This is a genomic window from Oricola sp. (assembly GCF_965230365.1).
In the GTDB taxonomy this organism is placed as follows: Bacteria; Pseudomonadota; Alphaproteobacteria; order Rhizobiales; family Rhizobiaceae; genus Oricola.
The window spans coordinates 3,895,657-3,915,452 of sequence record NZ_OZ246003.1; the positions used below are offsets into that span (position 1 = coordinate 3,895,657).

The following is a 19,796-nucleotide window of genomic DNA, read 5'->3' on the forward strand; positions in this document are numbered from 1 at the left end:
CGCGAAGTCGCCAGGGTGCCGGTGATCCAGCCGATTTCTGGTGCGTAGGAAGACGCGATGCCGAACAGTTCCATCAGTCGGCATCGAAGGGCCTGACCCGCCCTTTTTCCTTTGAGCCGCGCTGCACCACCCCCGGCGGCGCGGCTCAATTTTCTGCAAGCGCTTCAGACAATGCCTGCGCGATCGCGTGTCGCGGCCCGTTCGCCGGCGCAAACAGGCAGGCCTGCGACTTCAGGATCACGCCATCCTTCAGAATCTTCAGATGGTTGGCGCGCAGCGTCGAGCCGGTCGAGGTGATGTCGACAATAACATCGGCCTGGCCGGCGGCGGGCGCACCCTCGGTCGCGCCGAGGCTTTCGATGATCCGGTAAAGCTGGATGCCATGCGTCTGCGAGAAATGCTGCTGGGTCAGCCGCCAGTACTTTGTGGCGATGCGCAGCCGCCGGCCGTGGCGCTGGCGGAACTCGGCGGCGACGACGCCAAGATCGTCCATCGTCTCGACATCGAACCAAACCTCGGGAACCGCAACCACGACATCGGCCCCGCCGAAGCCGAGCTGCGACAGGCGTTCGACGCGCTCGGTACTGTCGGGCAGGCCTTCGCGAACGAGGTCCTCGCCGGTAATGCCGGCATCGACCGTTCCGTTGCCCAGCTCGCGGGCGATTTCGGACGCCGACAGGAACGCCACTTCGATCTCCGGACGGTCGCGCATCACCGTCCGGTAGGTGCGGGCGTCGCGCGGCGGCTCGACCGCGTAGCCGGCTTTCTCCAGCCGGGCGAGCGCCTCTTCCTTGAGCCGTCCCTTGGACGGCACGGCCAGCGTGAAGGTCGCGCTCATCGTTCCACCTCCGGCTGCGCCGCGATGCGGTCCAGCCAGACCGAAAAGCCGACGCCCGGCGCGGCTTCGCCGGCGCCCAGCATGGTCAGCAGGCGGTCATAGCGGCCGCCGCCGACCAGTACTGCGCCATCGGGCGCGGCCACCTCGTAGACAAGCGCGGTGTAATAGTCGAGCGGCCGGCCAAAGGCCGCGTCATACGTCACGGCCCCGGTATCGACGCCGGCAGCCGCAATCGCCTGTTCGCGGCCGGCGAATGCGGCCAGTGTCTCGTCCATTGCAAGCCCGCGTGCAGCCGCGAACTCCGCCAGTTCGTCGGCGGCGCGGTCGAGCGGCGCGCGGATCGAAAGAAAGGCGCGCAGAACATCGAGCGCGGCATTGTCAGCCGCCTCGCCTGCCGCACGAAACCGGATGAGCAGCCGCTCGGCGATCTCGTCGGCGCTCCGGCCGCCACTTGCCTCAAGCCCGGCGATCCGAAGCCGCATGTTGAGCGCGTTGATGAGCGCGGCACGGTCGCCGGCCTCGGCCGGCTCCTGGATGTCGGCGGGCACCTCGGGCGCGGCGCCCGGCGTTGCCAGCGCGGCAAGGGCCGCCTCCAGCCGGTCGCGGTCGCCAAAGGCATGCGACAGGCGCACCACCGCCGATGGCGACAGATCGAGGCCCGCGAGAACCGCGTTGAAGACGGCCTGGTCGCCGAGCGTCACGCTGATGCCGGCGGTCACGCCGAACTCGCGCAGAAAGGTCAACGCGTCGGCCAGCGACCGGGCATCGGCGGCATGCCGGTCGGTCTCGCCGATATCCTCGATGCCTGCCTGCAGGAACTCATTGCCGCCGGCGCGGCGCTGCCGGAACACCGTCCCGACATAGCCGTAGCGGCGCTTGTCCTCACCGGCGTCCAAATGCATCAGGCAGACCGGAATGGTGAATTCCGGGCGCAGGCACAGCATCTCGCCGGTCTCGCTTTCCGACAGGAAGATGCGGCGGCGCAGTTCCTCGCCGGCGGTGTCGAGGAACGGATCGGCGGGCTGCAAAACCGGCACGTCGGCACGGTCGGCGCCCAGTCGCGCCAGGATCGCCTCGACGTCGGCGCGCGCCGAAAATGAGCGAAGCGCGTTCATCAGCCGGCCTTTGCGCGGTCCTCGGCCTGGGCGGCCAGCATGCGGGTGACTTCGGCGACAAGATCGGCCTCGGCGATCTCGACCTGCGCCGGGCGGCTTTCGCGCCAGGTGACATTGTCGGCGATCTCGCCCGACAGGCGCTTGCCCTCGATCAGGTCCTTGACCTGCAGCTTGCCGGCAGCGCGCTCGTCGGACCCCTGGATGATGGCGAGCGGACAGCCGCGCCGGTCGGCATATTTGAGCTGGTTGCCGAACTTCTTCCAGTTGCCCTGATACATCTCGGCGCGGATACCGGCGGCGCGCAGATCCTGCACCATCTTCTGGTAGCGGCCGAGGGCTTCGGTATCGCCGTCCATGACGGTGACCAGCACCGGCGCAACAACCTCTTCCTGCCCCAGCTTGCCGAGATTCTTCAGCGCGGTCATCAGCCGCGAGACGCCGATGGAGAAGCCGGTCGCCGGCACGTCCTGGCCGGTGAAGCGCTTGACCAGCCCGTCATAACGGCCGCCGCCGCCGACCGAGCCGAACTGCACGACCTCGCCCTTGTCGTTGGTGACGTCGAACAGCAGTTCGGCCTCGTAGACCGGGCCGGTGTAGTATTCGAGGCCGCGGACGACGGAGAGATCGAGAAAAATGCGATCGGGGCCATAGCCCGCCGCTAAGACCAGCCTTTCAATATCAAGCAGTTCATCGATACCTTCTAGGTATGTTTCGTTCTGACGATCTCCCCCCAAAACGCCTCGAAATGGCAACATCATCGCCTTGCGAACGCCTTCTGACGCTTGGGTTTGCTTAATCGAGGCGGCATCTTCCGGCCTCGAGAACAATCCCGCAACAAAATCTATGTGCTTGGCATCCAGCCCCGCGCCCGGCGTGAAGTCGCCGCTTTCGTCCTTGCGGCCCTCGCCCAACAAGAGCCTCACGCCTTCGATGCCGAACTTGTCGAGCTTGTCGATGGCGCGCAGCACCGTCAGCCGGCGCATGGCGTTTTCCTCGCCGCCGAGGCCGATGGCTTCCAGAACGCCGTCCAGCACCTTGCGGTTGTTGACGCGGATCACATAGTCGCCGCGTGCGATACCGAGCGCCTCCATCGTGTCGGCCATCATCATGCACATCTCGGCGTCGGCCTGGACGCCCGGCGCGCCGACCGTGTCGGCGTCGAACTGCATGAACTGGCGGAAGCGGCCCGGCCCCGGCTTCTCGTTCCTGAACACCCAGCCGGCCCGGTATGTGCGGTAGGGAAGCTGGATGGCGTTGATGTTCTCGGCGACGTGACGGGCGAGCGGTGCGGTCAGATCGTAGCGCAAGCTCATCCACTGCTCGTCGTCGTCCTGCAGCGAAAACACGCCCTCGTTGGGGCGGTCCTGGTCGGGCAGGAACTTGCCGAGCGCGTCGGTGTATTCGAACATCGGCGTTTCGACCGGGTCGAAGCCGTAGCGTTCATAGACGGCGCGGATCTTGGCGACCATCTCGTCGGTCGCGCGTATTTCGCTGGCGGGACGGTCAGCGAAACCACGTGGGAGTCGCGCCTTGAGCTTCTGCGGTTTTTTCTTCTTCTCGGACATGAAAGGGCCTGTCAGGCAGGGAGGTGCGGAGATCGCGCCTTCCCTACAAGACAGGCCCAGCCGCTGCAAGGCGGGGTTGCCTCGCGGCCTATTTTGCCGCCCGGCAGATCACCGGAACCGAATAGGCGATCAGGCGCGAGCCAATCGAGTTGTTCTTGCTGGTATTGCCGCGCCGGTTGCGCGCCTTGGTGTTGGCCGCCGCAACGAACAGGATCTTGGCCTTGGCGGTGACCTTCCATTCCTTCTTCAGGACATCGGCTTTCGACATGCCCTTCTTCATCTGGGCTTTCAGGTTCGTCACGCAGGCGGCGCCGGGCGACGTGAACCATTTCGTGCTGTTGAGTTTGATCGGGACGTTGACCGATTTCTTGTAGACACCCCAGCCATCCGATTTCCCGGACATATGCTGATAGGCATGCTCATCGAAGTTCAAGTATATGTTGTGCGTCGAGCCGATCCCGGCGTAGTAGACCGCGTTCGACTTGCCCTTCGCCTTGGCGAACAAGCGCAACATGTAGGTGTGCGACGAGTTCTCGTAGCTGGTGTAGCCATTGGAGTTGGCGCGCAGGATCGCCGGTTTCAGATCGATGCCCTCGGCGACCATGTCGACCTTCTCCAGTTTGGAACCGGCATGGGCGACCGAGGAGACGGCGACGACCGCCGCGGCGATCGTCAAACGGATTGCTGTTGCATTTCTCATTGTCGTTTTCCTTCGAAAAAAGTGTCCGCGACGGAGCGCGGAATGTTTGCTTGCGGCGCTTCTCGAGGAAAACGGACAGTCTGCCTGTGCCGTTCGACACAGGGTGGTTCAGGCGAGCAATACCGGGCTCGCCTGAGACGCGCGGTCAATCACGCAGTTCGTAGATGCCCGGCTTGGTCTTGCGGGCGTAGCCGCCGTGGTAGCCCGGCCCGACATGAATGATGACCGAGGAGTTTTCGAATGCGTCATGCGGGAACCAGTAGCCGAGATATCTGCGGTAACCGTCCTTGGCGTAGTGAGAACCGCGATAGCCGTTCAGCGAGTAACGGCCCCGGTCATAGGTGATATGGCCCTGATGGCCGATCTTGATCACCGCGCCGTAGTGGGTCCTGCCGTCGTGGTGGCCGCCCGCAAATGCCGGGGCGGCGGCGAACATGCAAGCCGCGACAGCGACGCTTATACCGAACCTTGTCAACATTGCCTGCTCCCTCGCCGGCGTGATTGCCGGCAGTTCGATCATATACGATTTGTTAACCTTTTCAAAGCGGTTGGCCGCGCTTACGCAGATGATAGGTGAAGGCAAGCGCGATACAATGCGACAGCGCTTCGCGGTCGATGGCCATCTCCGGGCGGAACACGAGGGCGCGATCGCCTTCAAAGTCGAAGGCACCGGGATAGAGTTCGCGGAAGCGATCGACCAGACCGGTGTGGCAGATGAACGTCATCGCCACGGCGCCATCCGGGCGGGCGGCGAGCCGCACCGAACTGCCAATACGCGGCTTGACCGGCGCGAAGCTCGGCTCTCCCCATTTCAGGCTTTCGGCAATCTCGCCGACACCCTCCGTCGCGGCGGCCACCTCGAAAATCAGCCGCCGCAGGTCGTCGTAAAGCGGCTGCCTGGCAGCGGTCATGTCGGTCGCGTGAAGGCGGCGCGCTCGGCCTCCACCTCCTCGCGGCAATAGCAACCTTCCAGATGGTCGTTGACCAGTCCCATCGCCTGCATGAACGCATAGACGGTGGTGGGTCCGACGAAGCTCCAGCCGCGCTTCTTCAAATCCTTGGAGACACGCGTCGACGTCTCGGTCTTCGGCATCGCCGTCAGGGTCGGCCAGTCGATGACGGCGGGCCGTTCGTCCTGCGACGGCTCGTGCGACCAGAAATAGGCGGCAAGCGAACCGTACTCCTTGCGCAGCTCAAGCGCGCGCCGCGCATTGTTGATGGTCGATTCGATCTTGCCGCGATGGCGCACAATGCCGGCATCGCCAAGCATGCGCTCGACATCGTCAGGCCCGAACTCCGACACCGTCTCGAAATCGAAACCGGCGAAGGCGGCGCGGAAATTCTCGCGCTTGCGCAGGATGGTCAGCCAGGACAGGCCGGACTGAAAACCCTCAAGGCAAATCTTTTCGAACAGGCGGATGTCGTCGGCGACGGGCCGGCCCCACTCCCTGTCGTGATAGGCGAGATAGTCGTCCTGATTTCCGTGCCAGGCGCAACGCACCAAGCCATCCGCTCCTGCGATCAGTCCGTCGCCCACAGCAACTCTCCTTCATCATTCATTTACCTTTCCGCGAAACCGCCGGGTAACCTTGACGGCAGATTGAGAGCCGGATTCGCTTTTTATCGCTCTCTGATTCATAATTCGGTCGGGCGCCGCAGTCATGCTTGCAGACGGATGCTGCTGACAACGGTCTGTCAGTAGCCATGGACGAGCGAGTAAGAGTACGTCACATGAAACCGATTGCGACAGCTGCGGCGCTCGTCGCCGCCTCCCTTCTGGCGGCCGGCCCCGCGAACGCCCAGGAACGTTACGGCTCCCGCCCGCCGGTGGTGCTGAGCCCTGATCTCGCCGCGCCCTGGGTGATGCAACTCAAGCCGCGCCAGCGCATTGTCACACGGCAGGTGCGCGTTGCGACACCGCCAACGACAACGCGGCGGTCGCTGTTCCAACGCCGGCCGCAGCCGCTGCCGCAGGCACGCTCAGTGACCCGGCAACGGGCGCAGCCGGTGGCGCTGCGTTCGCCGGCCAATCCAAAGCCGAAACCGCGGCAGATGAACCCGATCTTCCTGCCGCAAACGGTCGCCTATCACGGCGCCGAACAGCCAGGCACGATCGTCATCGATACGCGTGACCGGTTTCTCTATCTCGTCGGCTCCAACGGCTCGGCGCGTCGCTACGGCGTCGGCGTCGGCAAACCGGGTTTCGAATGGGCCGGCACGCACAAGGTCACCCGCAAGGCGGAATGGCCGTCCTGGCGTCCGCCGGCGTCGATGATCGCCCGCGAGAAGGCCAAGGGCCACTTCCTGCCCGCCTATATGGAGGGCGGTCCGTCCAATCCGCTCGGCGCGCGGGCGCTCTATCTCGGTTCGACGCTCTACCGCATTCACGGCACCAACGCACCCTGGACCATCGGTCAAGCGGTCTCGTCGGGCTGCATCCGGATGCGCAACGAGGACGTGATGGACCTCTATACGAGGGTTCCGGTCGGCGCCAAAGTGATCGTGCGGTGATGCGGAGCTTCTGACAACGGCCGGAACGCCGGTATCGCGTACCCCCCTCTCTTGCGATTCCTAATGTTTAGTCCTCGCGTTCCGCTCGGCTAAGCCATTTAAACCGCTTTCTCTCCGACACGGGGCGAGAGCGTGGCATCTTCGCCGGGTGCGTCCTCGCCCCTGCGGGACAATGGTGCCGCATTGGGATGTCGGCGATTGGTATTCGGAACTTGATACACCGTCATCCTAGGGCTTGACCAACAACAAGCGAAGCGCCGTCGGCGCGTTGGGATCCATTCAATTCCGGCCAAGCTCGGCGCTCAGAGATGCAGAATAGTACTCGTTCTTCTATTTCCGGTGTTTCGCAACCGCTCTGGAATGGATCCTAGGGTCAAGCCCTAGGATGACGACCTGCTTTTTGCATAGCGGCTAATCTCCAACCTTCAGGCGTACGTCATCAGCACCGCGCCCCGTTTTCGAGACCAGCGTTGTCAAAGAACTGGAAGACGGGCGGTCAAAGCATCGCAACGTCTAGTTAGTAATAGCGATCCTCGGACCGCCCGCTCGGTGTTCTTGCAGCTTCGGTCGGCGGCCCGGAACTAAAGTCCGGGAAAACAAGACTGCGCGCGCCGCTTCATGCCGCCCCGGCGTGGGGGTTCATCACCCAGGCAAGGCACCGTGTGTTTGACCACCGGCCCTCCACTTTCGTTTCGGGCGTTCGTCGCTCCAATCGACAAATCGTTGTCGATTGGCCGACCTGCGGTCGAACACTCCTCACCCAACCAGGCACCGTCCCTCTCCCTGTGAGCCGGTGTGCACCCAGACTTCCATGAGAAGGCACCGGCGATGATAGAGGTGGTCGGGAAGCGGTGGACAGGTTTCGCCAAGGCCGCGGACCAACCTTCTGCAATCATTGGACAAATTCTGACCAGATCGCCAGATCTTCCCACCGGACAGCGGCTTGCAGCGCAACCTTTCTCGGTTACTTCTTCTCGCCCGGCGCCGGCAAACCCTGCTGCACGGCCTCGTTGGCGGCGGCGGCGACCGCCTCGATCTGCGGACCGGTCAGTTGCTGGGGTTCCTCGAGGCCGGGAATCTGCACGCGCACCTCGCGGCGGGCGAACTGGATGCCGGCCTCGTCGAGCGCCTTTTGCACGCGATTGTAGATATCCTTGCGGATGATCCACTGCGAGCCGGGCTTGGCCATGAACTTGCCGCGAATGACAATGCCGACATCGTCGACATCGTAGACGCCCTGGCTCTTGAAGGTCTGGATGAGGTTGTCGGCATAGTCCGCCTGCAATACCTCCTGGCCGATCTTCTTGAAGATCTTCTTGATCCGGTTCGGGTCGGTCTCGAACGGGAAAGTGAATTTCATCTTCATGATCACCCAGTCGCGCGAATTGTTGGTGACCTTGGGGATTTCGCCATAGGGAATGGTGTGCACCGGGCCAGTGTGATGGCGCAGTTGCAACGAACGGATGTTGAGCCGCTCGACCGTGCCGACGGTCCCTTCGATGACCAGATATTCGCCAACGCGAAACGCATCGTCGATCAGGAAGAACAGTCCGGAGACGATGTCGCGAACCAGTGTCTGTGCGCCAAAACCGATGGCGATGCCGACGATACCGGCACCGGCAAGCAGCGGCGTGATGTCGATGCCCATGTGGCGCAGCGCGAACAGCAGCGTCATGATGCCAATGGTGGTCTGCACGACAATCCGGATCACCGGCAGCACGGTCGACAGGCGCGAGCCACCTTGCCCGCCGCCCTCGCCGCCGCCCGGTTCGTCGGCGGTCAGGTCGAAGCCGCTGGCGGTCTGCTCGGCTGCAAGCTTGCGGTTGAACCACAGCGTCGCCAGTTCCCAGATCAGATAGCCGATGGCGATGATGAAGACGACCTCGAAGCCGCGCGCCGCAAATTGCTCGCCGAAGCTTTCCGATGCAAGTCCGGTGAAGCTGATCTGCCAGTGATCGGCGATCAACGAGATAATCGTGGCGAACGCGATGACCCGGCCGATCCGGATGTAGCTGCGCTTGGTCGAGTAATAGGCGCGTTCGGCGAGCAGGCCCTCGCCGCGCATGGGAGGCACCAGATGCCGCACGAGACCGCGCACCAGGGTGTCGGCGGCGGGCGCCATGGAAATCAACAGAAGCGTGTGGATATGCGCACCGCCGACGAGCAGCTCCAGGCCGGTATTGCTGGAACCGACATAGGGAATGAGAAACCAGGTCGCGATCAACACGCCGATGAAGAACCACGGAAAGGCATTCGCCACCCAGACTTCGGTCGGCGTGGCGTCGCCGGCGCGACCGATCATCATCTGAGAGATTCCACGGCGTGCCCGAACGGTCACGGTGCCGAACCAGACAAAGATCACCAAGTTGATCCAGAAGCCGAACCAGTCGTCCATCAGGTCCGTATCCTGCATGCGCGAGAACTGGATCAGGAAGAAGGCCATGCCGGACGCAAATGCGAGGCCGATGCTGTTGCGGTGCAGGTACCGCGCCGTCCAGTTGTCGGTATGGACCAGCCGTGCCTCAGGCCATCCCGGCGAAAGCATGAAACGCGAGACGGCAGAGACGATCAATGGCAGCATGACGAGGTTGGTCATGACGAGATGCGTGCTCTGGAAGTCACGCGCGCCAAGCACGAACCCGTGCACCGATGACGAAACGAGCACGAAGACCGCAATGGCCAGAACATCGACACCGAAACGCATGGCGAGCAGACGGACAGTCTGCCCCAATGGCGTGTTCTCGTCCGGCCTGCGCACGAGCCTGCGCAATGGACTGCGGATGACCGCATACCAGCCCAGCAGACCGGCGCCGATGCCGCAAAGCAAGGTCAGGAAATAGGACATCACGCCGCCTTCGCCGCGGCTTTCGGTGAACGCCTTGAAGGTATCGGCGAATTCCTTGATCAACGCCGGCACCTTTTCGAACGCGGTTTGACCCGAGAAGGTGATCGCGGCCAACCAGTCGCTCAACATCTGCGTCATCGGCGTGGCTTCGGCGGCCTCCGCCGACCCGCTCTCGCTGGCTACGGCGTCGAGGCGCTCGAGCAGGAGCTGACGCACCTGCTCGTCGCTCAGGCGCGACACCAGCGCGTTGATCGCTTCCGGTGTCAGCGGATCGGGCAATACGATCGGCGATGCTTCTTCGGTGGTCTCACCGGTGATGGCGCTCAGCGACTGGGCGGCAGCCAGCCCGCCCGCCGCGAGCACGGCCAACAGCGAGAGTAACCAGATAAAACGGCGCAAAATCACCTCCGATGCGATCGCCGCAGGCATAACATCGCCAGATGCATTTGAAAATGCGGCGGATTTCCGGGCATCCCGGTTCCGGGGCCAAGCTGCCCGACGATCCTAAAGCGAATGAAAGAAGGCGGTGAGCGGCGCGGCCATGTCACTGGTCGCGGTGGAACGGTGCAGGGGAAGGAATACCGTCAGTTCGCTTTCGGCCTCGCATTCGGGAACGGTTTCCAACCAGTCACGCATCTCGGCCGTGTCGTGACATTTCTCGCAGGACTTCCGGAAGACCGCCCGGCCCTCGGATACCAAGGTCCGGTCGACGTTCGGACAATCGATTTGTACCTGCGGAGCGCAGGCGGTCAGCAACAGTGCGATTGCCATCAGGATGATACGCATGGGAAACCTCCTTCGGAACTCTCCCTTGGTCATCCATTTTCGGCTTGCCGGCCCAGTCCCGCAATCGGTCGCGTTGTCGCGGCCCAGGTTACTGCGCGACGTCCATCAGGAAGTCGTCGATGCCGGGCGCACCGGCCTGCGCATCGCCGATACCGGCCGGTTTCGGCCCGCCATAGGCCCAGTCGAGAAGCTCGACCGTGTGCAGCACCGGCAGTTCGGTGCCCGATCCGATCTGGGTGATGCAGCCGATATTGCCGGTGGCCACGGCATCGGGCCTTGTCGCCTCGATGTTCTTCAGCTTGCGCGCTTTCAGTTGCGCGGCGATGTCGGGCTGCATGATGTTGTAGGTGCCGGCCGAGCCGCAGCACAGATGGCCTTCGGCCGGTTCGCAAACCTTGAAGCCAGCGGCCTTGAGGAGGTCTTTCGGCACGGCGGTGATCTTCTGGCCGTGCTGCATCGAACAGGCGGAATGATAGGCGACGGTGTGCCCCGGCCGCAGCGCCGGTTCCGGCAGCTCGATGGAAGCCAGATATTCGGTGATGTCTTTTGCCAGCGCGGAGACGCGCTCGGCCTTCGCGGCATAGGCGGGATCGTGTCGCAGCATCCAGCCATAGTCCTTGACCGTGGTGCCGCAGCCGGACGCCGTGATGACGATCGCATCGAGCCCGTCGGCCTCGATCTGCCGCGTCCAGGCGTCGACATTGCGCCGCGCGTCGGCAAGCGCCGCCTCCTCGCGGCCCATGTGATGGACGAGCGCGCCGCAACAGCCCTCGCCCTCTGGCACGACGACCTCGACGCCAAGCCGGTTCAACAGCCGGATCGTGGCATCGTTGATGGACGGCCTGAGCACCGGCTGGGCGCAGCCCGTGAGTATGGCGACCCGGCCGCGCCGCCCGGTTTGCGGAGCATGGGCACCAGGAGCAGCAAAGCGTGATTTCGGCTCTATCCGGGTGGGCGCCAGATCGAGCATGGCGGCGAAGCGCTTCAGCGCCGGGACCGCGCGCAACAGGCCGGCGAAGGGCCGGCCAAGCCGGGCGGCGTGAAGCGCGGCGCGGAAGCGGCCCGGATAGGGTAACACCAACGCCAGAATGTTGCGGATCAGCCGGTCGAGGAAGGGCCGCCGGTAGGTTTCCTCAATATGGGTGCGGGCGTGGTCGACAAGGTGCATGTAGTCAACGCCCGACGGGCAGGTGGTCATGCAGGCAAGGCAGGACAGGCAGCGATCGATATGGGTGACGACCTTCTCGTCGGCGGCGCGGCCGTTTTCCAGCATGTCCTTGATCAGGTAGATACGGCCGCGCGGGCTGTCGAGTTCGTTGCCGAGCGTCACATAGGTCGGACAGGTGGCCGTGCAGAACCCGCAATGCACGCAGGTGCGCAGGATTTTCTCGGAGGCCGCGATGCCGGGATCACGCAGCTGTTCAGGCGAAAAGCGGGTCTGCACGTAGTGTTACTTCCTGTCCTGTTGTCCTAGATCCACCAGGTCTGGGGGTCGGATATCGGTTCGTTGCGGCCGAGCGCCTGCAATCCCTTGACGAGGCGGACGATCACCCAGACGGCGACGGCGAACATCAAGATCACGCCGATGACGACAAAGGCCAAAATAGCGGCCACCAACGCATACAGGATGCCGATCCAGAAGGTGCGGATCAGCCAGGTGTAGTGGGTTTCGACGAAATCGCCCGCCTTGCCGCGATTCATGTAGGCGATGACGACGCCGATCAGGCCGGAGATGCCGATCAGAAACGAGGCGAAGTAGAGGATGTAGATCAACTGGGCATTCTGCTTGCCCGGCTCCAGCCATTTGCCGATTTCACCGGATCCGGAACTGGAGTTGCTTTGGGGATCGCTCATGGTCTTGGTCCTTTGCTGACGGTTACGCTGCAGTGCGGTTTCCATCGAACACCATGCGGCCGGGATTGAAAACACCGGCCGGATCGAAAGCTGCGCGAATCCGCTCGGACAGGGCGGCAATGGCCGGCGGCTGCGGCTGGAAGACCGGCACCGCCGCGCGCACCGGATCGGACGCGCGGACAAGCGTGGCGTGACCCCCACCGTGTTCGGCGACCGCGGCGCGCACCACATCGGCAGCCGGATCGGTGTCGGCGGCGCATTGCAGCCACACGAGGCCGCCCTGCCAGTCGTAGAAGACGGTGCCGGCAGTGTCGGCAAGGATGGCGGCGGCGACGGCATGGCCGGATGTCGGGGTAACCGAGATCTTCCACAGCGGCGTCGGCGAACCGGCGAACGGCGCAACATCGCGCAAGGCCTGCCAAAGCGTTTTCGAGGCCGCCTCGCCGATCACGGATGTCTCGGGATCGGCAGAAAACGTTGTGCGCAACCTGTCCAGCCGGGCGGTCACGGAATCGGCGAAGCCTTCGATACGCAGCAGCGTGAGGGACCGATCGCCGGGAGCCGCCGAGAGGGTTTGCGCGACATCCGGCGGCAGATGGGCGGCACCGGAGACCTCGGCGCTGGTCGCGACCGCGGCCGCCATCAGGCCGGCAGCCTCGGCGTCCGTTGCACCGTGGAGCGCGAGCGTCGCCTCGGTTTCGGGGCGCGGCAGGACCTTGAAGGAGACCTCGGTCAGGACGCCGAGCGTGCCCCAGCTGCCGGCCATCAGCTTGACCAGATCGAGCCCGGTGACGTTCTTCATCACCCGCCCGCCGTTCTTGACCGCCTCGCCGCGCCCGTTGACGAGGCGGACGCCGAGCAGGCTGTCGCGGGCGGCGCCGGCGGCAAGCCGCCGCGGGCCGGACAGGTTGGCGGCGGCGACGGAACCGATGGTCGGGTTGCCCTCGATGCCGGAAACGCCGCGCCAGTCGCCCGGTTCGAAGGCCAGCATCTGGTTGTTCGCGTCCAGCGCGGCTTCGATGTCGGCGAGCGGCGTGCCGGCGCGCGCGGTGACGACGAGTTCACCGGGATTGTACTCTGTGATGCCGCTCAGCCCGGCCGTCGCCAGCACCGCGTCGGCCGTTATCGGCTGGCCGATGCCGCAGCGCGTGCCGCCACCGACGATTTCGAGCGTCCGGCGATCGGCGGCGCAGGCGCGGACGATTTCGCAGGTTTCCGCCTCGCTTGCGGGTTGGTGAGTTTCAATGCCCGTCATGCGACTATTCCGCCGCCTCGCCGCGCATCGTGAGCGGAAACACCTTCGACGGATTGAGCAGCCACGCCGGGTCGAATGCGGCGCGCGTGCGCAATTGCTGGTCGAGATCGATCCGGCTGAACTGATGCAGCATCAGGTCGCGTTTCTCGATACCGACGCCATGCTCGCCGGTCAGGCAACCGCCGGCGTCGACACACAGTTTCAGGATATCCATGCCGGCAGCCTCCGCCTTCCCGGCCTCGACGGGATCGTTGACATTGTAGAGGATCAGCGGGTGCATGTTGCCATCGCCGGCATGAAACACATTGGCGACGCGCAGGCCGTAGCGCTCGACGATTGACGCCGTCTCCCGCAGCACATGGGAGAGCTGACCAAGCGGCACCGTGCCATCCATGCAGATATAGTCGGCGACCCGTCCGGTCGCACCGAAGGCCGACTTGCGCCCCTTCCAGATCGCGGCGGCCTCCATGGCCGACTGGCTTTCCTTGACGCGTTTGACGCTGTGGGTCCGCGCAATCTCGACGATCCGCTCCAGCATCGCCTGCATTTCGGCGTCGGATCCCTCGACCTCGACGATCAGAAGCGCCTCGACATCCATCGGGTAGCCGGCCTTGGCGAAGGCTTCGCAGATGTCGATGGCCTGCTTGTCCATGAACTCGATGGCGACCGGGATGATGCCGGCGGCGATGATGTCGGCGACACAAGCGCCGGCAACTTCCGAGGAATCGAAGCCGAACAGCACCGGGCGGGCGCCCTCCGGCTTGGCCAGCAGGCGCACCGTGGCTTCGGTCACGATGCCGAGTTGGCCCTCCGACCCGCAGACCAGGCCAAGCAGATCGTAACCGGCGGCATCGAGGTGGCTGCCGCCGATCTCGACGATCTCGCCATCCGCCAAGACCATGGTGACGCCGAGCAGATTGTTGGTCGTGACGCCGTATTTCAGGCAGTGCGCGCCGCCGGAGTTCATGGCGATGTTGCCGGCGATGGTGCAAGCGAGCTGCGATGAGGGGTCCGGGGCATAGAAAAACCCGTCGGCGGAGACCTCATCGGAAATCCGCAGATTGGTGACCCCGGCCTGAACACGCGCAACCCGGTTGGCGAAATCGACATCCAGGATCCGCGACATCTTGGACACGCCGATCACCACCGCGTCTTCCTGCGGGATCGCGCCGCCGGCAAGCGACGTGCCTGCGCCGCGCGGCACAACGGGGACGCCGTTTGCGGCGCAATATTTCATCACCGCGGCGACCTGAGCCGTCGTCTCCGGCAGAACCACCGCCAGGGGCACCCGGCGATAGGCCGTGAACGCATCGGTCTCGAACGGAACCAGTTCGCGTTCCTCGGTTACCAGACAATCGGCGGGCACCAGACCGGCCAGGGCCGCGCGGATTGCGGCGCGGCGCGACAGCACGTCGGATCTCGGCTCAAGAAACTGTATCGCGGACATGGACGCCTCCCGCGCCTGATCGTCAAAGTGGTAAACTTAACTTACCACTTACGCCTCCGATGCGCAACCAAAGTCCGGATTGCGTTCGTGATCGCTTACAGCATCGTGTGCCTTGAAGAGCAGTCGAACCACCGATTGTTGCCACAACGGCAGGAATTCACGGTATTCATGTTCACACTTTTGAGATAGTTGCCCTACGTAACTTGCTGGACAACTCTACAACAGACTGATCCGACACATCTTCTCCTTGGTTTCCGCCTATGACGAAAAGGAAATAATCCAATCAAGTCTAATCGAACGAAAAAAGGCGCGAAGTCTTGCCTCGCAGGACGATAAGGGCAAATGCCGGATTCGGTGGGAAAACATGAATAAGTTCGGCGATCTCGAAATTTTTGCGAATGTCGTTGCCGCGGGCAACATGTCTGCGGCAGGCAGGGAACTGGGTTTGTCCCCGGCTGTCGTCTCGAAAAGACTGCGCAGGCTGGAAGACCGTTTGGGCACACGCCTGTTGCAACGTACCACGCGCCAGATCGCCCTGACCGAGGCGGGCAAGGGTTTCTACGAGCGGGTTGTCGTCATCCTGGCCAGCGTCGAGGAAGCTGAAACGTTCGTGTCGCGGCGCTCGGTCACCGCGCGGGGCATTCTCAGGATTACAGCGCCGACGGCGTTCAGCCGGAAGCACATCGCGCCGCATCTCGGCATGTTCATGGCCAAGAACCCCGATCTGGCGGTCAATCTGGTCTTGTCCGACGAGTTCGTCGATATCGTCGGCGAAAGCTACGATCTGGCAATCCGTATCGCCGAACTCGCCGACTCCAGCCTTGTTGCGCGAAAGCTCGCGCCCGTGCGCCGCCTGCTGTGCGCCGCACCGGAATATCTGGAACGAAACGGCATACCAAGCATCTTGTCGGATCTCGACGACCACAATTGCCTGACGCATCACTCAACCGAACCATGGCGGCTCATCGGCCCGGACGGTCCGGTTGCCTACCGGCCGCACGGCACCCTGCAGACCAACTCCTCCGAGGTCGTGCGCTCGGCGATCCTGTCCGGCATCGGGATCGGCTACCGATCGACCTGGGATGTCGGAGGCGAACTGGCATCCGGCCGGCTGGTCCAGGTGTTGGAAGACCATGAAGCCTCGCCCAATATCGGCCTGCATGCGATCTATCCGTCGCGCCAGTTCCTGCCAGTCAAGGTGCGGCTGTTCATCGACTTCCTGGCCGAGCTTTACGGCAACGTGCCCTACTGGGACGCCGGCGCCGAGGCACCGGCGGACGAAGAGCCCGCTGTCGGGAAGATCAGAAGCATCAAGTAGCTTTCGAACACGCTCTAAGTCTCGGTGTCGCGGTGCCGCCTGCGAATGCGCCGGACGAGAAGCCATAGCGCGATCACGACGACCGGCACCGCGGCCGCGGTCACCACCGCATCGGATATGCCAAACCGGGCCAGGCCCGCGCCCTTGACGACATAACCGATCAGGCCGACCACATAGTAGGAGACGGCGGCGACCGACAGTCCTTCGACCGTTTGCTGCAGACGCAGTTGCAGCCGCGCCCGCGTGTTCATCGATTGCAGCAGGTTGCGGTTCTGCTTTTCGACCTCCACCTCGACGCGGGTGCGCAGCAGGTTGGCGGCGCGCGACAGTTTTCGCGACAGGTTGGCCTGGCGCTCTTCCACCGAGCGACACGTCCGCATTGCCGGCGCGACCCGCCGTTCGAGGAAAGAACTCCAGGTGTCGTAGCCGGTTACCGGCTGCTCGCCGAGCGCCGCAAGACGGTCGTGGACGATCTGGTAATAGGCGCGGCTGGCGCCAAAGCGGTAAAGGCTTGAGGCGGCGTCCGCCTCCAGTTCCGCCGCCAGCCCGGTAATCTCGTCAAGCAATTGCTCGGTCTCGTCGGCGGCGACATTGCGCATGCGGTTGGTCAGTGCCGCCAGCCGGTCCTCGGCCTTGCGCATATGCGGCGAAAGCTGTTGCGCCATCGGCAGCCCGAGCATGGCGAGGGTCCGGTAAATCTCGATATCGAACAACCGCTGAGCGAGCGCGCCGCAGCGCTGCGGCGACATGCCGAGATCGAGCACCAGGATCTGCGTCAGGCCGGACGCATCCTGGCGAAAATCGGTCACCGCAATCGCCATGCCGTCCTCGACTTGTGCGCAGCAAACGGTTGCCGAATCGAACTCCGAGATCAGTTTCATCGTTGCCGCGCTGTGCTTGCGCACCTCGATGCGCACGCCGGCAATCAGCGTGCCCGGCGCCGGGAACTCCTCGCCAAAGGGGTGGCCGACCATCGGCTCGCCGAAGCGGCGCGGCAGTCCACCTTCCCAGAGATAGGTCGAGGCCTCGGTGTGACGCTCCCAGCGCAGCGTCCCCTTGCCCGTATCGATGGAATGGTGGCGCGCCTGGCGGTCGGGCGGAGCCGAGCCGTGCCGGCGCGACAGTTCGGACAGCACCGCATGGTCGACGGTCGTGCCGCCTTCGGTCATGAAACACAGCTTGATCAGGCCGCGCGGCGCGGAAATCGCCGGCGCGGGCCGCGAATGCACCTCGCCAAGCGCGGCAGCGCGGTTGGCGTGCAGCGGAAACCCGAATGCCCCGCGGCGGCCTCCCTTGCCGGTTGCACCGCTTTCGCGGTCGTTGTCCACTGCGGCGTTGCTCATCATCTGGTCCCGTCAGAAAAGTTCAAGCGGACTATAAGCCGTTCTCACCTGCATGACATGTCCCTGCGTCGTTTTGTCAGCAATCGCGAAATCGTCTTTTTCGGCCGTAAAGTGGACAAGAAAATTGACCATTTGTCCGCGTGTCCTTTACAGTCCGGTTCCTCGGGAACACGAAATGGCATCGCAGTTCATCACGCCGGTCAATCATGCGCGAACCGCCGACGAGGTTTGCGCCCAGATCGAGAACCTCGTTCTCGAGGGTGTGCTGCGCGTCGGCGACAAGCTGCCGGGCGAACGCGACCTGGCCCAGCAACTGGACGTGTCGCGGCCTGTCTTGCGGGAAGCATTGAAGGCGCTTGAGGGCCGCGGCCTGATCGTGCCGCGCCACGGCGGCGGCACCTATGTCGCCGACGTCATCGGCGACGTGTTTTCCGAGACGATGCTGGAGCTGATCGCCAACCACCCCAAGGCGACGCGGGACTATCTGGAATACAGGCGCGACGTGGAGGGCATAGCCGCCGCCTACGCGGCGGAGCGTGCGACCGCCGACGACCGCGCCTTGCTGTCCGATATCATCGAGCGCATGCGGCAGGCTCATGCCGAGCCGGACCACGCGGCGGAGGCCGCCATCGACATCGAGTTCCACCATGCGGTGAGCGAGAGCGCGCACAACGTGATCCTGATGCACACGCTGCGCTCCTGCTATCGGTTGATGGCCGACGGCGTGTTCTTCAGCCGGTCGCTGGTCTACGGCTTCCCCGGCGCGCGCGATCGGCTGCTCGCCCAGCACTGCGCGATCTACGACGCCATCGTGGCCGGCGATCCGGCGGCAGCGCGCCGCGCGGCCGAAGCGCATATGGAATATGTCGAATCCTGTGCCCGCGAGGCGGAACGGGCCAAATCGTGGGAGGCTGTGTCGCGCATGCGCCGGGCCCAACGTCTCGATGACGATGCCGCGGCGCGCAAGAGCGAAAAGGGCGCTGCCGAAACGCTCTAGATTGGCTGACCGAAGTCGCCCGGCGGCAACAGATTGTGCCGCCCGACATTGCGGATGTCGGTCTCGCCGCACAGCGCCATGGTCAGGTCCAGTTCCTTGCGCAACAACTCGAGCGCCTTGGTGACGCCGGCCTCGCCGGCCGCGCCCAGACCGTAGACGAATGCGCGCCCGATATAGGTCGACTTCGCACCAAGCGCGACGGCCTTGAGGATGTCCTGGCCGGAGCGAATGCCGGAATCGAAATGCACCTCGATTTGATCGCCGACCGCATCGACAATCGGGCCGAGCATGTCGATGCTCGCCGCCGCGCCGTCGAGCTGGCGGCCGCCATGGTTGGAGACAATCAGCGCATCGGCGCCTTTGCCGGCGGCGATCCGGGCGTCCTCGACATCGTTGATGCCCTTGAGGATCAGCGGTCCGTCCCAGCGCTCCCTGATCCAGTCGATCGAATCCCAGTTCAGCGTCGGATCGAACTGGGCATGCGTCCACTCGGACAGGGACGTCATGTTCGACACGCCCTTGGCGTGGCCGACGATGTTGCCGAATGTGCGGTTGGCGGTGCCCAGCATGCCGAGGCACCAGCGCGGTTTGAAGGCCAGATCGATCAGGTTGATCAGGGTTGGCTTGGGCGGCGCCGACAGGCCGTTTTTGACGTCCTTGTGGCGCTGCGCGAGGATCTGCAGGTCAAGCGTCAGCACCAGCGCCGAGCAGCCGGCGACCCTGGCACGTTCGATCAGCGCTTCGATATAGTCGCGGTCGCGCATCACATAGAGCTGGAACCAGAACGGTTTTTCCGTCGCGGCGGCCACCGCCTCGATGGAACAGATGCTCATGGTCGACAGGGTGAACGGGACGCCGAATTTTTCGGCGGCGCGGGCAGCCGCGATCTCGCCGTCGGCGTGCTGCATGCCGGTCATGCCGACCGGCGCAAGCGCCACCGGCATCGAAATCTCCTGGCCGACCATCTGCGTGGCGATCGAGCGGTCGCCGATATCGACGGCGACGCGCTGGCGCAGCTTGATCCGGCCGAAGGCGTCGGAGTTGTCGCGATAGGTGGATTCGGTCCAGGCGCCGGAATCGGCATAATCGTAGAACATCCGCGGCACGCGCCGGCGCGCGATCCGCTGCAAATCACTGATATCGGTTACCTTGTCGAGCATCGCCGTCCGCACTCTCTTCGTCATTCAACGTTGACGGTCTTAGCGCCGTGTCACGCCGAACG

Annotated in this window: 18 protein-coding genes; 3 read left to right on the plus strand and 15 right to left on the minus strand. The window is 64.1% G+C overall.

Annotation, left to right across the window (positions count from 1 at the left end; all coding sequences use genetic code 11):
- Positions 1-145: 145 nt before the first annotated feature.
- From hisG to ACO06R_RS18915, 7 genes are all read right to left on the minus strand, one after another.
- Entirely contained in the window at positions 146-838 is a 693-nt protein-coding gene (hisG, locus tag ACO06R_RS18885; protein ID WP_421853799.1) for an ATP phosphoribosyltransferase, read from the minus strand.
- On the minus strand, positions 835-1,953 hold the full coding sequence (locus ACO06R_RS18890; protein WP_421853802.1) for an ATP phosphoribosyltransferase regulatory subunit: 1,119 nt from the start codon (positions 1,951-1,953) through the stop codon (positions 835-837). Before ACO06R_RS18890 ends, hisG begins: the two co-directional genes overlap by 4 nt.
- Positions 1,953-3,518, minus strand: coding sequence for a histidine--tRNA ligase (gene hisS, locus ACO06R_RS18895; RefSeq protein WP_421853805.1), 1,566 nt, complete (start codon positions 3,516-3,518; stop codon positions 1,953-1,955). The genes ACO06R_RS18890 and hisS overlap by 1 nt, the downstream gene beginning before the upstream one ends.
- Positions 3,519-3,606: 88 nt before the next feature.
- Entirely contained in the window at positions 3,607-4,218 is a 612-nt protein-coding gene (locus tag ACO06R_RS18900) for a hypothetical protein (RefSeq protein ID WP_421853808.1), read from the minus strand.
- Positions 4,219-4,363: 145 nt separating this feature from the next.
- Complete coding sequence (locus tag ACO06R_RS18905; protein ID WP_421853811.1) at positions 4,364-4,696, minus strand: hypothetical protein; 333 nt, start codon at positions 4,694-4,696, stop codon at positions 4,364-4,366.
- A gap of 61 nt (positions 4,697-4,757) precedes the next feature.
- On the minus strand, positions 4,758-5,129 hold the full coding sequence (locus ACO06R_RS18910; protein WP_421853814.1) for a DUF1801 domain-containing protein: 372 nt from the start codon (positions 5,127-5,129) through the stop codon (positions 4,758-4,760).
- Positions 5,126-5,755 (minus strand): DNA-3-methyladenine glycosylase I, encoded by a 630-nt coding sequence (locus ACO06R_RS18915; protein ID WP_421853817.1) that lies wholly within the window; start codon positions 5,753-5,755, stop codon positions 5,126-5,128. The genes ACO06R_RS18910 and ACO06R_RS18915 overlap by 4 nt, the downstream gene beginning before the upstream one ends.
- A gap of 194 nt (positions 5,756-5,949) precedes the next feature.
- Here ACO06R_RS18915 and ACO06R_RS18920 point away from each other — a divergent pair, with 194 nt between their 5' ends.
- Positions 5,950-6,729 carry a L,D-transpeptidase gene (locus ACO06R_RS18920; protein WP_421853820.1) on the plus strand — a complete coding sequence of 260 codons (780 nt, stop codon included), beginning with the start codon at positions 5,950-5,952 and terminating at the stop codon, positions 6,727-6,729.
- A gap of 964 nt (positions 6,730-7,693) precedes the next feature.
- On the opposite strand, the gene ACO06R_RS18925 is transcribed toward ACO06R_RS18920, so the two are convergent.
- The 6 genes from ACO06R_RS18925 to ACO06R_RS18950 all read right to left on the minus strand — a co-directional run bounded on the left by ACO06R_RS18925 (position 7,694) and on the right by ACO06R_RS18950 (position 14,916).
- On the minus strand, positions 7,694-10,003 hold the full coding sequence (locus ACO06R_RS18925; protein ID WP_421853823.1) for a mechanosensitive ion channel domain-containing protein: 2,310 nt from the start codon (positions 10,001-10,003) through the stop codon (positions 7,694-7,696).
- 75 nt (positions 10,004-10,078) lie between these two features.
- Positions 10,079-10,360, minus strand: coding sequence for a hypothetical protein (locus ACO06R_RS18930; RefSeq protein WP_421853826.1), 282 nt, complete (start codon positions 10,358-10,360; stop codon positions 10,079-10,081).
- Between the two features lie 88 nt (positions 10,361-10,448).
- Complete coding sequence (gene glcF / locus ACO06R_RS18935; RefSeq protein ID WP_421853829.1) at positions 10,449-11,804, minus strand: glycolate oxidase subunit GlcF; 1,356 nt, start codon at positions 11,802-11,804, stop codon at positions 10,449-10,451.
- Positions 11,805-11,830: 26 nt separating this feature from the next.
- Positions 11,831-12,214, minus strand: a complete 384-nt coding sequence (locus ACO06R_RS18940) for a DUF4870 family protein (RefSeq protein WP_421853832.1) — start codon at positions 12,212-12,214, stop codon at positions 11,831-11,833.
- Positions 12,215-12,236: 22 nt separating this feature from the next.
- Positions 12,237-13,469, minus strand: a complete 1,233-nt coding sequence (gene glcE, locus ACO06R_RS18945) for a glycolate oxidase subunit GlcE (RefSeq protein ID WP_421853835.1) — start codon at positions 13,467-13,469, stop codon at positions 12,237-12,239.
- Between the two features lie 4 nt (positions 13,470-13,473).
- Entirely contained in the window at positions 13,474-14,916 is a 1,443-nt protein-coding gene (locus tag ACO06R_RS18950) for an FAD-linked oxidase C-terminal domain-containing protein (protein ID WP_421853838.1), read from the minus strand.
- 364 nt (positions 14,917-15,280) lie between these two features.
- Here ACO06R_RS18950 and ACO06R_RS18955 point away from each other — a divergent pair, with 364 nt between their 5' ends.
- Positions 15,281-16,234 (plus strand): LysR family transcriptional regulator, encoded by a 954-nt coding sequence (locus ACO06R_RS18955; RefSeq protein ID WP_421853841.1) that lies wholly within the window; start codon positions 15,281-15,283, stop codon positions 16,232-16,234.
- A 14-nt stretch (positions 16,235-16,248) separates the two neighbouring features.
- On the opposite strand, the gene ACO06R_RS18960 is transcribed toward ACO06R_RS18955, so the two are convergent.
- Positions 16,249-17,577 (minus strand): DUF3422 family protein, encoded by a 1,329-nt coding sequence (locus tag ACO06R_RS18960; RefSeq protein WP_421859517.1) that lies wholly within the window; start codon positions 17,575-17,577, stop codon positions 16,249-16,251.
- A 175-nt stretch (positions 17,578-17,752) separates the two neighbouring features.
- Between ACO06R_RS18960 and ACO06R_RS18965 the strand changes: the two genes are divergently transcribed.
- Positions 17,753-18,574 carry a FadR/GntR family transcriptional regulator gene (locus tag ACO06R_RS18965; RefSeq protein WP_421853844.1) on the plus strand — a complete coding sequence of 274 codons (822 nt, stop codon included), beginning with the start codon at positions 17,753-17,755 and terminating at the stop codon, positions 18,572-18,574.
- On the opposite strand, the gene ACO06R_RS18970 is transcribed toward ACO06R_RS18965, so the two are convergent.
- Positions 18,571-19,734, minus strand: coding sequence for an alpha-hydroxy acid oxidase (locus ACO06R_RS18970; protein ID WP_421859519.1), 1,164 nt, complete (start codon positions 19,732-19,734; stop codon positions 18,571-18,573). The genes ACO06R_RS18965 and ACO06R_RS18970 overlap by 4 nt on opposite strands.
- Positions 19,735-19,796: the final 62 nt, after the last annotated feature.